This window comes from Streptococcus gwangjuensis (genome assembly GCF_028156745.1).
GTDB lineage: Bacteria > Bacillota > Bacilli > Lactobacillales > Streptococcaceae > Streptococcus > Streptococcus gwangjuense_A.
In genome coordinates this window covers 158,041-171,536 of record NZ_JAODJG010000038.1, presented here as the reverse complement: position 1 = coordinate 171,536, position 13,496 = coordinate 158,041, and the positions used below count along the sequence as shown (strand labels likewise).

Sequence of the window (13,496 nt, the reverse complement as noted above, 5' to 3'; positions counted from 1 at the left end):
CATACACTTGAATCTTGGGCAGGAAGTCTGGATCCAAATCTCAAAAAATCCAAAGTTAAGGTTTTAGAGGCTTCAGAAGGAATGACGTTGGATCGTGTCCCTGGTCTAGAAGATGTGGAAGCCGGTGATGGAGTTGATGAAAAAACGCTTTATGACCCTCATACTTGGCTAGATCCTGAAAAAGCTGGCGAAGAAGCGCAAATTATCGCTGATAAACTTTCAGAGGTTGATAGTGAGCACAAAGAAACTTATCAGAAAAATGCGCAAGCCTTTATCAAAAAAGCTCAAGAATTGACTAAGAAATTCCAACCTAAATTTGAAAAAGCGAGTCAGAAAACATTTGTAACCCAACATACAGCCTTTTCTTATCTAGCTAAGCGATTTGGACTCAATCAGCTTGGAATCGCAGGTATCTCTCCAGAACAAGAACCAAGTCCAAGACAATTAACAGAAATTCAGGAATTTGTTAAAACCTATAAGGTTAAAACGATTTTTACAGAAAGTAATGCTTCTTCGAAAGTAGCTGAAACTCTTGTCAAATCAACAGGTGTGGGTCTAAAAACTCTGAATCCCTTAGAGGCAGACCCACAAAATGACAAGACTTATTTAGAAAATCTTGAAGAAAATATGAGTATTTTAGCAGAAGAATTGAAATGAGGAGATTATGAAAATAAATAAGAAGAAACTTGCTGCTGGTGCAGCTGTTGTCCTTTCTTTAAGTCTTTGTATTTATGCATTGAATCAACATCAGACAGGAGAGAACAAAGATACGAATCGTGTATCTTATGTCGATGGGAAACAAGACACTCCAAAAACAGAGACACAAACACCAGAGCAAGTCAGCAAAAAAGAAGATATCCAGGCTGAACAAATTGTTGTGAAAATCACCGATCAAGGTTATGTGACTTCACACGGTGATCATTTCCATTATTATAATGGTAAAGTTCCTTTTGATGCGATTTTCAGTGAAGAACTTTTGATGAAAGATGCCAATTATCAATTGAAAGACGCTGATATTGTCAACGAAGTCAAAGGTGGTTACATTATCAAGGTGGATGGTAAGTATTATGTTTACCTTAAGGATGTGGCACATGCGGACAACGTTCGTTCGAAGGACGAAATTGAACGTCAAAAACAAGGACATACTCACGATGCACCAACATCTAATAGTGCAGTGGCGCTTGCTCAATCTCAAGGTCGCTATACTACTGATGACGGCTACATCTTTAATGCATCTGATATTATAGAGGATGCTGGTGATGCTTATATCGTCCCTCACGGTGGACATTACCACTACATTCCAAAGAGTTCCTTGTCTGCTAGTGAATTGGCTGCAGCACAAGCTTACCTCTCTGGAACTAGAAATCAGCCTAGTGTGACTGACTATCGTCCAAGTACAAATGGGACTGGTCAAACTACCAAGCCTATTCAACAGGCTGAAATACCAAGTAATAAATCCGAGAGTCTTCAAAGTCTATTACAGCAGCTCTATGCTCTTCCAAGTACTCAACGATATGCTGAATCGGATGGTTTGACTTTTGACCCTGCTAAGATTTTAAGCAGAACACCGAGTGGTGTAGCGATTCCTCACGGAAATCACTATCATTTCATCCCCTATACAAAGCTTTCTGCATTAGAAGAAAAGATTGCGAGAATGATTCCTTTGTCTAGTGACAGTGTAGAACCAACACCATTGGAGAATCCAAGCAAACCAGCAGAAAAACCTACTCAGCAAAACCATCATCATGAGCAAGATGGTGACCATAGAAGTCAGGACCTTAAGCATGAAAAGCATGGACATGATGGAGATGGACATGACCACCATCATGATGAAGACCATGATCATGGTTTTGATGCCAATCGTGTCATCAGTGAAGATGCGGCAGGCTTTGTTATGTCACACGGTGATCATAATCATTACTTCTTCAAGAAGGATTTGACAGCAGAGCAAATTAAGTCGGCTCAAGATCATTTAAGAGGTAAGACGCCAGTAACACCAAGTCCAGCCCATGATGATCACGATGAAGATACACACGGTCATCACCATGACGAACATGGCCATGATTTCGATGTCAATCGAATTATCAGTGAAGATGCGGCAGGCTTTGTCATGACTCATGGTGACCACAATCATTACTTCTTTAAGAAAGATCTAACACCAGAACAAATCAAGGCGGCGCAGGATCATTTGAGAGGTAAAACTCCAGTAACACCAAGCCCAGCCCATGATGATGAACATGATAAAGATAATCATGGTCGCAAACATGATGAAGACCATGATCACGGTTTTGATGCTAATCGTGTCATCAATGAGGATGAGCAAGGTTTTGTCATGAGTCATGGTGACCACAATCATTACTTTTTCAAGAAAGACTTGACAGCAGACCAAATTAAGGCTGCACAAGATCATTTAAGAGCTAAGACGCCAGTAACACCAAGTCCAGCCCATGATGATCACGATGAAGAAGATCATGCTCACCATCACGGTGAAGACCATGATCACGGTTTTGATGCCAATAGCGTCATCAGTGAAGATGTGTCAGGCTTTGTCATGAGTCATGGTGACCATAATCATTACTTCTTCAAGAAGGATTTGACAGCTGATCAAATCAAGGCAGCGCAAGATCATTTAAGAGCTAAGACTCCAGTAACACCAAGTCCAGCTCAGGATGATAAGCACGATGGTGATGATCATGGACATCATCATGGTGAAGAACACGATCACGGTTTTGATGCTAATCGTGTCATCAGTGAGGATGAGCAAGGTTTTGTCATGAGTCATGGTGACCACAATCATTACTTTTTCAAGAAAGACTTGACAGCAGACCAAATTAAGGCTGCACAAGACCATTTGAAAACACATCATGATGCAGAGCCTGTAAAACCTCTTGCTAAAACGGTAGAGTCTTTCTCAAGAGATGCTAGCGATGAAGAAAAGATTGCTTATATTTCTAAGACCTACGGCGTTCCACTTGAAGCTATTAGAATTTCAAACGGATTCTTTGTCTTTGGAAACCCAGACCAAGCCTACGATCCAACTCATATCCATCCCTATGCTGTTCGTAAAGAACACGTTCGGATTCCTCTTCAAACTGGCAATCCAGAACTTGATTTCCTAAATGAACTCTACACGACTGCTTTGCGAGATGGTGTGTCTCCTTATAGCTTACAGGTAGAAAATGGTAGTTTTGTGATTCCTCATGGCGACCACAATCATTACATCAAGGTTCAAACGAAGGGTTATGAAGTGGCTTTGAAAAACAAGATTCCAGCTCTACAATCCAATTATCAACCTGGAGCTTTTGATGAGAAGGCAGTCTTGGAAAAAGTGGATCAACTTCTAGCTGATAGCAGAAGTATCTACAAAGACAAGCCTATCGAACAAAGACAGATTGAGTTAGCTTTAGGCCAGTTTACTGAAAACATGAAGAAACTGGCAACTAACTCTACAGCAGGTTATCTTGCAACCCTTGATCTCTTTGATAAGCAATATATCCATATTGATGAAAGTGTCAAACCTGTTGAAACCAGTGCTCTAGATAAGAAATATCAGGTCTTGATTGATAAAATCAAGACACTGGATACAGACTCTTATGGACTTCCGAAGAAAGACCTTCTCGTTCGACTCCAAGAAGCTAAATTGGCTAAAGATGAAGCTGCTTTAGCAGCTGTTGAATCACAACTTCAAGCTCTTCAAGACTTTAATGATCGAACAGGTGTTACAACAGTTGAATACATCAAGTATTTCTACGAACACGTAAATGACGGTCGTTTGAGTGATGAACTTCGTAATAAAGTAGCTCAGTTGACTTGGACCTTGTATCAATCTCAATCCTTCCTTAAGGCAGCAGAATTGAACAAATTATTCCCAAGCATCTATCAGGCAAAACAAGAAGTGGAAGAAGCTTTGAAAGCTCAACCAACTACTGCTAAATCGATTCAGACTGTTCTAGATACTGAAAAAGTAGATAACCAAACTGCCAAGACAGCTATTTATGGCTTCTTGAAAGAATTGTACGGAGACTTTATGCCTGAAGAACATGTCAATCATGTTAGCAAGGAAGAAGTAGAAAGTCTTTTGAGCAAGGCAAATCAACTCTTAGAACAAATCCAAGAAGAAGGAATCAGACAATCCTTGGCAGAAGAAGTAGAAAATCTAAAAGCTGCCACAAACAAGGCTGATGCAGACTTGGATGAAGTAAACAGTCAGGTGAAAGATGTCTTGACTCGTATCGCTAGCGCCCTTCAACAAGAAAAGGAAAATGCTGAGCAAGATCCTCAGACACTTGTACTTTATCAAAAACTCTACGATATTCTTATGTCGCTTCATGCTTATTTAGAAAACAATAAGGGTTCTGATGCAGACTTTGATAAAGTAGATGCATTGCTAGATCAACTTTCTGCTAAGAGTAAGGATAAAGCCGCTTTACTTGAATTGACAAAAGCTATCCTAGTTTTGAATCAAGAAATCAAGTCAAAATCAAGTGCAAGTGAAGAAACAACTCCATCAACAAATGCTGAATCAAATGGTGATAAGACAAGTGCTGAAAACCAACCTAACGCAACTACAGAATCTAACAGTGAAACTGCCATCGACGAAAACAAACCGAGCAAGGCAACAGATTCTAAACCTGCTGAATCAGCTTCAGAAAAGGAAACAACAGAATCTACAACAAGTACTGGAAATCAAGAAAAACCAGCAGAATAAAAAGAAAGGCGAAGTAGCTGAGCTACCTCGTCTTTTTAGTCTTTATAAGCTACGATACCAATGATGGTATCAACTGCACGTTCCATGGTCTGAAGACTGACGTATTCAAAACGTCCGTGCATATTTTCTCCTCCCGCAAAGATATTAGGAGTTGGGATTCCCATAAAGGAAATCTTAGAGCCGTCTGTCCCTCCACGAATTGGTTCGATAATAGGAGTGATACCTAAATCTTCCATAACGGCTTTGGCAATGGTAACTGGAGTCATGTCTTTTTCAATGACTTCTTTCATATTGTAGTACTGGTCTGTCAAGTTTAGGGTGACACGGTCGCTACCAAGTTCTTGATTCATCTTATCAGTGATTGACTGCATAGCTGCTTTACGCGCTTCAAAGGCATCTTTTTCAAAATCACGAATGATGTAGCTTGCATGCGCCTCCTCGACACTACCTGTCACATCCATAAGATGGTAGAAGCCTTGGTAACCTTCTGTTAACTCAGGTCGATCATTCTCTGGAAGTTGATTATGAAAATCAATTGCTAACTGAAGGGCGTTGACCATTTGCCCTTTTGCTGTACCAGGGTGGACATTGCGTCCTTGGAAATGCAATTCAGCCCCAGCTGCTGAAAAAGTCTCGTACTGAAGCTCACCTAGTGGCCCACCATCAACTGTGTAGGCAAAATCAACATCAAAATCTTCTGCATCAAATTTATTAGCACCAACACCGATTTCTTCATCTGGACCAAAGCCAACACGAATCTCACAGTGCTTAATTTCAGGATGAGCAGTCAGATATTCAATAGCAGTCATAATCTCAGCAATTCCTGACTTGTCATCAGCACCTAGCAAGGTTGTTCCATCTGTTGTGATGAGCGTTTGGCCTGGATATTTCTCAAGACTCTTAAAGTCAGCTGGATCGAGTTTGAAACCAGAATTTCCTAGTTCAATCACACCACCATCGTAGTTTTCAATTACCTGTGGATTGACTCCTTCGGCATTAAAATCAGCAGTATCCATGTGAGATATAAAGCCAATCTTACGTGTTAAAGATGGATCATTGGCTGGTAAGGTTCCAATTGCAAAACCGTTTGGTAGATAATAAACATTTTGTAATCCAACACGTTTCATTTCAGGAATAAGAACATTTGTCGCAAAGTCAACTTGACTCTGCGTACTTGGAGTAGTAGTAGAGTGTTCATCAGAGCGCGTGTTAACCTTAACATAGGTTAAGAAACGGTCCAAGAGATTTGGGTAAGTCATAAAAACTCCTTTTGAATTCATTTTTTCCATTGTATCATAGAAAGAAGAGAAAAACAAAAAAACAGAAGATTAAGAATGTTCCTATGTTGGCGTTTACTTATTTGTGGATTCATGATAAAATAAACTTGATAAAAACATCACAAGGAAGCAGTTATGAAAAAAGCAATTTTAATGATGACGTTCGGTTCGCCAGAAGAGATTACCTTTGAAGGTGTGGCTGATTTTTTCACAAATATTCGTCGTGGAGTGAGACCTCAAGACCACGAGATTCAAACTCTCTATGATAATTATGTAAAAATTGGGGGCACGCCTCTGCAAAAAATTACCCGAGAAGAGGTTGCTTTGGTAGAAGCTAGGCTGGGGAATGAATACAGTGTTTATTTTGCTAATAAGTTTTCTAGACCCTTTATCCCAGATGTGATTGGTCAGATGGAAGTAGACGGTATTGAGCAGTGTATTTGCTTGATTTTAGAACCCCATTATTCTTTCTACTCTGTCATGGGCTATGAGAAATTTTTAGAAAGCAAACAAATTCAATTTTTAGTTATTAAGGATTGGTATCAAGAAGAAGCGCTCTTAAACTATTGGGCAGATGAAATTGATAAGATTTTAAAAGAAGAAGTAAAGCAGGATAGCTTTAAAGTCATCTTTTCAGCTCACAGTGTCCCCATTTTTGCCTTGGATTTTGGTGATCCTTATATCGATCAAATTTTTGAAAATAGCAAGCTAGTCGCTGAAAAACTAGGTTTGAGTTCTGAGCAATATACTAACACTTGGCAAAGTGAAAGTGATATTGGGATTCCATGGATTAAGCCAGATGTCTTAGAGTATCTTAGAGAGCAGAAAGAACATCCAGACCATTATATTTTTGTTCCTATCAGCTTCATCAGCGAGCATATTGAAGTCTTGTTTGACAACGATGTGGAATGTTATGACTTGTGTCAGGAATTTGGGGTGAACTATCATCGTCCACCAATGCCAAATACAGATTCTCGTTTGATTGATGCCTTGGTCAATACAGTCAGAGCTAATGAACATCAAGAATTTAAGGAATTTCTTCCAGAAGAAGAAACCTTTGACGAGTTAGTTCCTTCAGATGAGACTAAAAATATCTTGGCCGAATCTCAAGATTTACAAATGCCAGAATTTGTTAAAAAACTGATTGAGAAAAAAGGTCGAGAAAATGTTAAGATGCCCTATCTTATCAAAAAAATGCTTGAGAAAGCAGGCAAGTTACCAAAAGAGTAAAGAAAAAGGATTTAGCTTTACGCTAGATCCTTTTAATTGATTATTTTTTCTCAAGAAGAGCTTTGATTTCTTGAAGTACTTCCAACTCAGTTGGACCAGCTGGAGCTTCTTCAGCTTCTTCTTTCTTAGTAAGGCTTTGAGCTTTTTCAATACCTTTGATAACGAAGAAGAGAACAGTACCGATAACTAGGAAGTTGATAACAGCGCTCAAGAAGCTACCGTAAGCAACACCATTCCATGAAAGTTCAGCAATACGTTCAATTTTTGCAGCTTTCAAAGCAGGGTTCAATAGAAGTGGAGTGATGATATCATTAACAAATGAAGTAATGATTGCACCAAAAGCAGTGGCAATAATCACACCGACAGCAAGATCAACAACGTTACCACGAAGCAAAAATGCTTTAAGATCTTTTAACATTTTCATAATTTCCTTTCAAAAATTTTTTTCACTTTATTATATGTTAATTAAGAAGTTCTTGCAAGCAATATGCTTAAATTTTTTCTTATTTTTTAAAAATAAATACCTTACTAAAAATGTAATTGAGGATAATTATCAAAAATTGTGAAATAACTGTTTCAATACTATTCACTCTATTAATATTATTATTTACAAATTGTCCGATAATATTAGGAAACTGAGTCACAAAGAGAAAAGTTAAAAACAAGTCTAAAAGAAAAGTAGAAAGACGTGCTAGAGTAAATTTTACTAAACGGATTGACCAATTCTCTCTAGCTTGCTTAAATACAAGTCTATCATTTGTAAAAAAGGCAAACAGGATACCGACAATATTTGCTAGTCCAGTAGCAAGGAGTTCTCTATGAGTTAGTTGATAAATGACTAATCTGGATAGGATAGTTACAAGAGTAGTGGCTAGTCCAAAAAAGAGATAGAGTAAAAGCTCATTTTTCAAGAGACTTTGAATACGTTTTTTCATGTTTTTAGTATAGCATAAAGCAGTCTATTGTGCTATACTAGTAAGGTTGATTCAAGCAACCCTTGGTGCTTAGCTTCTTTCACCAAGCATATTGCACGCGGGCAACCGCTAAAGGAGAAAATATGAAAAAATTAACTATTCGTGATGTTGCAGATATTGCAATCGTTGCTGCTGTCTATGTCGTTTTGACTGTCACACCACCCCTAAATGCAATCAGCTATGGTGCTTATCAGTTCCGTATTTCAGAAATGATGAACTTTATGGCTTTTTACAATCCTAAGTACATCATCGGAGTTACCATCGGTTGTATGATTGCTAATTTCTTTAGCTTCGGACTGCTGGATGTCTTTGTTGGTGGTGGATCAACCTTGGTATTCCTCAGTCTAGGTGTTTGGCTTTTTGCAAAATACAGCAAAGATTACCTCTTTAAGGGATTAATTCGAAAAGATCATTTCTTTTTTTCAATCCTCTTTTCAATTTCCATGTTTACTATCGCTGCCGAGTTGAATATCGTAGCGCAATTACCATTTTTCCTTACTTGGTTTACAACAGGAATTGGTGAATTTGCCTCATTAATTATTGGAGCGATTATTATCGGTAAAATTGGTCGTCGAATCGATTTGACTAAATAGAAGAAGACAAGCTAGGCAACTCTGATCTGGCTTTTTCTTATGCAAAATTTCTAAGGAAACTTGACAAGTTTTTCTAACTATAGTATACTTTTTAAGTAAGCTGATTTAGCTCAGTTGGCAGAGCGCATCCATGGTAAGGATGAGGTCGCCGGTTCAATCCCGGCAATTAGCATGAAATAGACAGAAAAGCCCTTGATTTACAAGGGTTTTTGTTATGTCTGCATCAAATGTTTCAAAGATATTTCTATTCAGTTGTGTAAATGAAACTAATACTCAATGAAAATCAAAGAGCAAACCAGGAAGCTAGCCGCAGATTGCTCAAAGCACTGTTTTGAGGTTGTAGATAAGACTGATGAAGTCAGCTCAAAACATGTTTTTGAGGTTGTAGATAAGACTGACGAAGTCAGCTCAAAACATGTTTTTGAGGTTGTAGATGAAACTGACGAAGTCAGTAACCATACATACGGTAAGGCGACGCTGACGAAGTTTGAAGAGATTTTCGAAGAGTATAAAGAGTTTCGTCTGTTGACAAAAGTGATTCTCTTTAGTAGAATAGAAGGTGCGATGAGTTGATAGGTAGTCTTCGGACTACTATTGAGCATAAGGAGGTCATAACGCAGGAGCGGACCTTGATGAGTTGTGTGAACCTGCTCATCACATGAAGATGCCTCTTAGTCCCTAGTCTAGCGACTGGGGATTTTTATTTTCCAAAAAATGATGAAAAAGCTTTGCAATTCATGGAAAAAGTAGTATAATACATCTATTATAGAAATTTTTAGAAAATTCCGAAAGAGGTTACTTATGGGATATACAGTTGCTGTAGTCGGCGCGACAGGTGCTGTCGGTGCTCAGATGATAAAAATGTTGGAAGAATCAACACTTCCAATCGATAAAATCCGCTTGCTTGCTTCTGCACGTTCAGCAGGCAAGACTTTGAAATTTAAAGATCAAGATATTACAATTGAAGAAACGACTGAAACAGCTTTTGAAGGAGTTGACATTGCTCTCTTTTCAGCAGGTGGTTCTACATCAGCTAAGTATGCACCATACGCAGTGAAAGCTGGAGCGGTAGTAGTTGATAATACATCTTACTTCCGTCAAAATCCAGATGTTCCTTTGGTTGTTCCAGAGGTCAATGCTCATGCACTTGATTCCCACAACGGTATTATTGCCTGCCCTAACTGTTCAACTATCCAAATGATGGTGGCTCTTGAGCCAGTTCGCCAAAAATGGGGCTTGGACCGTATCATTGTTTCAACTTACCAAGCCGTTTCAGGTGCTGGTATGGGAGCAATTCTTGAGACACAACGTGAACTTCGTGAAGTTTTAAATGATGGAGTGAAACCACGTGATTTGCATGCGGAAATCTTGCCTTCAGGTGGTGATAAGAAACACTATCCTATCGCCTTCAACGCTCTTCCACAAATCGATGTCTTCACTGATAATGATTACACTTACGAAGAGATGAAGATGACCAAGGAAACTAAGAAAATCATGGAAGATGACAGCATTGCAGTATCTGCAACATGTGTCCGTATTCCTGTTTTATCAGCCCACTCTGAGTCAGTTTACATCGAAACAAAAGAAGTGGCTCCAATTGAAGAAGTAAAAGCAGCTATCGCAGCCTTCCCAGGTGCTGTCCTTGAAGATGATGTAGCTCATCAAATCTATCCTCAAGCCATCAATGCAGTTGGTTCGCGTGATACCTTTGTTGGTCGTATCCGTAAAGACTTGGATGCCGAAAAAGGAATTCACATGTGGGTTGTTTCAGATAACCTTCTTAAAGGTGCTGCTTGGAACTCAGTTCAGATTGCAGAAACTCTTCATGAACGTGGTTTGGTTCGTCCAACTTGCGAATTGAAATTTGAATTAAAATAGTCATATCGTTTAGGAGTTCAGATGAACTCCTTCTTTGAAATAGAGAGGTGTTTCTCATGTCTTATCAAGATTTAAAAGAGTGTAAAATCATCACAGCTTTCATTACTCCTTTTCATGATGATGGTTCTATCAATTTTGATGCTATTCCAGCCTTGATTGAGCATTTGCTGGCTCATCATACGGATGGGATTCTCCTTGCTGGTACAACAGCTGAAAGTCCAACCTTAACTCACGATGAAGAGTTGGAACTGTTTGTAGCTGTACAGAAAGTTGTCAATGGACGTGTTCCTTTGATTGCGGGTGTAGGTACCAATGATACGCGTGACTCTATTGAGTTTGTCAAAGAAGTAGCTGACTTTGGTGGTTTCGCAGCTGGGCTTGCTATTGTTCCTTACTACAACAAACCTTCTCAAGAAGGAATGTATCAGCATTTTAAAGCCATTGCAGATGCTTCTGACTTGCCTATTATTATCTATAACATTCCTGGGCGTGTGGTTGTTGAGCTAACTCCAGAAACCATGCTTCGTTTGGCTGACCATCCAAATATTATCGGTGTCAAAGAATGTACGAGCTTGGCTAATATGGCTTACTTGATTGAGCACAAGCCTGAAGAATTCTTGATTTATACTGGTGAGGATGGAGATGCTTTCCATGCCATGAACCTTGGTGCGGATGGGGTTATTTCTGTTGCCTCCCATACAAATGGAGATGAAATGCACGAGATGTTTATGGCCATTGAAGAAAGCGATATGAAGAAAGCTGCAGCTATTCAGCGTAAGTTCATTCCTAAGGTTAATGCTCTCTTCTCTTACCCAAGTCCTGCTCCAGTCAAGGCCGTTCTTAACTATATGGGATTTGAAGCTGGACCAACTCGTCTACCTCTAGTTCCAGCACCAGAAGAAGATGCCAAACGCATTATCAAGGTTGTCGTAGATGGCGACTACGAAGCAACTAAAGCAACTGTAACAGGTGTCTTAAGACCAGATTATTAATGACGACAATAAAATCCATGACCGAATGAACGATCATGGATTTCTTATTTTCCTAAACAGAATTGGCTAAAGAGTTGGGTGATGAGTTCATCAGGAGCCGCATCACCTGTGATTTCACCAAGAATTTCCCAAGTTCGAGTCAAATCAACTTGAAGTAGATCAACTGGCATTCCCAGCTCTAGCCCTTCATTAACAGCTTGCAGGCTTTCAACTGCTTTTTCAATCAGGGAAATGTGACGAGCATTAGACAAGTAAGTAGCATCTTGCTCAACCAAACCAGCATTTTCAAAGAAGAGGTTGTTTATTCTATCTTCAATCTTATCAATGTTTTTGTTTTTAAGGACTGAAATGCGGATGACATCTTCTGGAAGTTCCTCGGTTTCGATGGCCTCAGGCAGGTCGGTTTTATTAAGTAAAATAATGCGGTTGGTATCCTGGCTAATTTCAAGAAGTTGTCTGTCTTGAGCAGTCAGTGGTTCACTGGCATTTAGCACTAGTAGAACCAAGTCAGCTTCCTTAAGGGCTTTTTTCGAACGCTCAACACCGATTTGTTCCACAATATCATCTGTTTCACGAATACCAGCTGTATCAATCAATTTTAGAGGAACTCCATTAATGTTGACGTATTCTTCGATGACATCACGTGTCGTACCAGCAATATCTGTGACGATAGCCTTATCTTCACGTAAGAGGTTGTTGAGAAGGCTGGATTTTCCAACGTTAGGACGGCCGATGATGGCAGTGGAAATTCCTTCTCGAAGAATTTTACCTCGACGGGCTGTTCTAAGGAGATTAGTTAGTAATTGCTCAAACTCCATTGTCTTTTCACGGACAACGGCAGTAGTGGCCTCCTCAACATCGTCATACTCAGGGTAGTCGATATTGACCTCAACTTGGGCAAGTGTATTGAGGATTTCTTGACGGGTATTATTGATAAGATCAGAAAGGGAACCATCTAGTTGTTTGACCGCAATGTTCATGGCCTTGTCAGTCTTGGCACGGATGATGTCCATCACTGCTTCAGCCTGTGTCAAGTCTACGCGACCGTTTAAAAAGGCACGTTTGGTAAATTCACCAGGTTCAGCCAACCGAGCTCCTTCACGGATAGCTAGTTGGAGAATTTCATTGGTCACCGCAATCCCACCGTGGGTGTTAATCTCGATAATATCCTCACGAGTGAAGGTTTTTGGAGACTTCATAGCCCCAACCATAACCTCGTCCATGACTTTACCAGTCAGAGGATCAATAATGTGACCGTAGTTGAGAGTGTGGCTGGCAACCTTGTTCAAGTCTTTTCCTTTAAAAATCTTTTGCGCAATAGCAAAACTTTCTGTCCCGCTCAGGCGGACAATACCAATAGCCCCTTCACCTAGTGGAGTAGAGATAGCAGCGATGGTATCAAATTCACGTGTAATCATAATATTTCCTTTAGTTAATAGCTCTTTTTTTGGAAAATTTTCCAAGTTTCTTTTCAAATTGTAACAAATTTAGGCTATTTCTTCAATGAATGCTACTTGGAGATTGAAAAAGCCTAAGCAATTCTGCTTAAGCTAGCTTATTTGGTGCGCATTTCCCCTTGTGGGAAGTAAGTTCCTTCTGGCATGTCGTTGATGATGACATGGACAGCAGACTGAGGGGCTCCAGTGTTGCGGACAACAGCTTCTGTTACTTCCTTAGCAAGAGCTTTCTTTTGCTCGAGCGTGCGTCCTTCAAATAAATCGATGCGTACAAATGGCATAATAGCTTCCTCCACTAGTTTTTGATTTCTTCTATTTTACCACATTTTGCCGTTTAAAGCTTAAGAAAATTATGATATACTAGAATGTAGCAAAAATTTAGAAATG

Annotated in this window: 12 protein-coding genes, 1 tRNA gene and 1 riboswitch; of the genes, 8 read left to right on the top strand and 5 right to left on the bottom strand. The window is 39.5% G+C overall.

Annotation, left to right across the window (positions count from 1 at the left end):
• A partial coding sequence (adcAII, locus tag N5909_RS08145) for a zinc-binding lipoprotein AdcAII (protein WP_271631112.1) occupies positions 1–657 on the top strand: 657 nt, incomplete at its 5' end.
• Between the two features lie 7 nt (positions 658–664).
• A complete protein-coding gene (locus N5909_RS08140; protein ID WP_271631111.1) occupies positions 665–4,708 on the top strand; it encodes a pneumococcal-type histidine triad protein in 4,044 nt (1,347 codons plus the stop codon).
• Between the two features lie 35 nt (positions 4,709–4,743).
• Here N5909_RS08140 and pepT read toward each other — a convergent pair whose 3' ends face one another.
• Positions 4,744–5,967 carry a peptidase T gene (gene pepT / locus N5909_RS08135; protein WP_271631110.1) on the bottom strand — a complete coding sequence of 408 codons (1,224 nt, stop codon included), beginning with the start codon at positions 5,965–5,967 and terminating at the stop codon, positions 4,744–4,746.
• Positions 5,968–6,120: 153 nt separating this feature from the next.
• On the opposite strand from pepT, the gene hemH reads away from it, so the two are divergent.
• Positions 6,121–7,215: a ferrochelatase gene (gene hemH / locus N5909_RS08130; protein WP_271631109.1), complete on the top strand. Its 1,095-nt coding sequence runs from the start codon at positions 6,121–6,123 to the stop codon at positions 7,213–7,215.
• 40 nt (positions 7,216–7,255) lie between these two features.
• Here hemH and mscL read toward each other — a convergent pair whose 3' ends face one another.
• The gene (gene mscL / locus N5909_RS08125; protein WP_271631108.1) at positions 7,256–7,633 is read right to left on the bottom strand and encodes a large conductance mechanosensitive channel protein MscL; all 378 of its coding nucleotides are present in this window, start codon (positions 7,631–7,633) and stop codon (positions 7,256–7,258) included.
• An 85-nt stretch (positions 7,634–7,718) separates the two neighbouring features.
• Positions 7,719–8,150: a GtrA family protein gene (locus N5909_RS08120; protein ID WP_271631107.1), complete on the bottom strand. Its 432-nt coding sequence runs from the start codon at positions 8,148–8,150 to the stop codon at positions 7,719–7,721.
• Positions 8,151–8,178: 28 nt separating this feature from the next.
• Positions 8,179–8,275: riboswitch (PreQ1 riboswitch) on the top strand.
• Here N5909_RS08120 and N5909_RS08115 point away from each other — a divergent pair.
• The 5 genes from N5909_RS08115 (at position 8,273) to dapA (ending at position 11,652) form a co-directional block, all read left to right on the top strand.
• Positions 8,273–8,782, top strand: a complete 510-nt coding sequence (locus N5909_RS08115) for a QueT transporter family protein (RefSeq protein WP_271631106.1) — start codon at positions 8,273–8,275, stop codon at positions 8,780–8,782. It overlaps the preceding riboswitch by 3 nt.
• A gap of 99 nt (positions 8,783–8,881) precedes the next feature.
• A tRNA-Thr gene (locus N5909_RS08110) sits at positions 8,882–8,954 on the top strand.
• Between the two features lie 104 nt (positions 8,955–9,058).
• Complete coding sequence (locus tag N5909_RS08105) at positions 9,059–9,355, top strand: hypothetical protein (RefSeq protein ID WP_271631105.1); 297 nt, start codon at positions 9,059–9,061, stop codon at positions 9,353–9,355.
• Positions 9,356–9,583: 228 nt separating this feature from the next.
• The gene (locus N5909_RS08100) at positions 9,584–10,660 is read left to right on the top strand and encodes an aspartate-semialdehyde dehydrogenase (RefSeq protein ID WP_271631104.1); all 1,077 of its coding nucleotides are present in this window, start codon (positions 9,584–9,586) and stop codon (positions 10,658–10,660) included.
• 56 nt (positions 10,661–10,716) lie between these two features.
• Entirely contained in the window at positions 10,717–11,652 is a 936-nt protein-coding gene (gene dapA, locus N5909_RS08095) for a 4-hydroxy-tetrahydrodipicolinate synthase (protein ID WP_271631103.1), read from the top strand.
• 44 nt (positions 11,653–11,696) lie between these two features.
• Here the strand turns inward: dapA and mnmE are convergent, their stop codons facing one another.
• Together mnmE and N5909_RS08085 are read right to left on the bottom strand one after the other, a co-directional pair.
• The gene (gene mnmE, locus N5909_RS08090) at positions 11,697–13,070 is read right to left on the bottom strand and encodes a tRNA uridine-5-carboxymethylaminomethyl(34) synthesis GTPase MnmE (RefSeq protein WP_271631102.1); all 1,374 of its coding nucleotides are present in this window, start codon (positions 13,068–13,070) and stop codon (positions 11,697–11,699) included.
• 137 nt (positions 13,071–13,207) lie between these two features.
• Positions 13,208–13,390: a 4-oxalocrotonate tautomerase gene (locus tag N5909_RS08085; RefSeq protein ID WP_001117401.1), complete on the bottom strand. Its 183-nt coding sequence runs from the start codon at positions 13,388–13,390 to the stop codon at positions 13,208–13,210.
• Between the last annotated feature and the right edge of the window lie 106 nt (positions 13,391–13,496).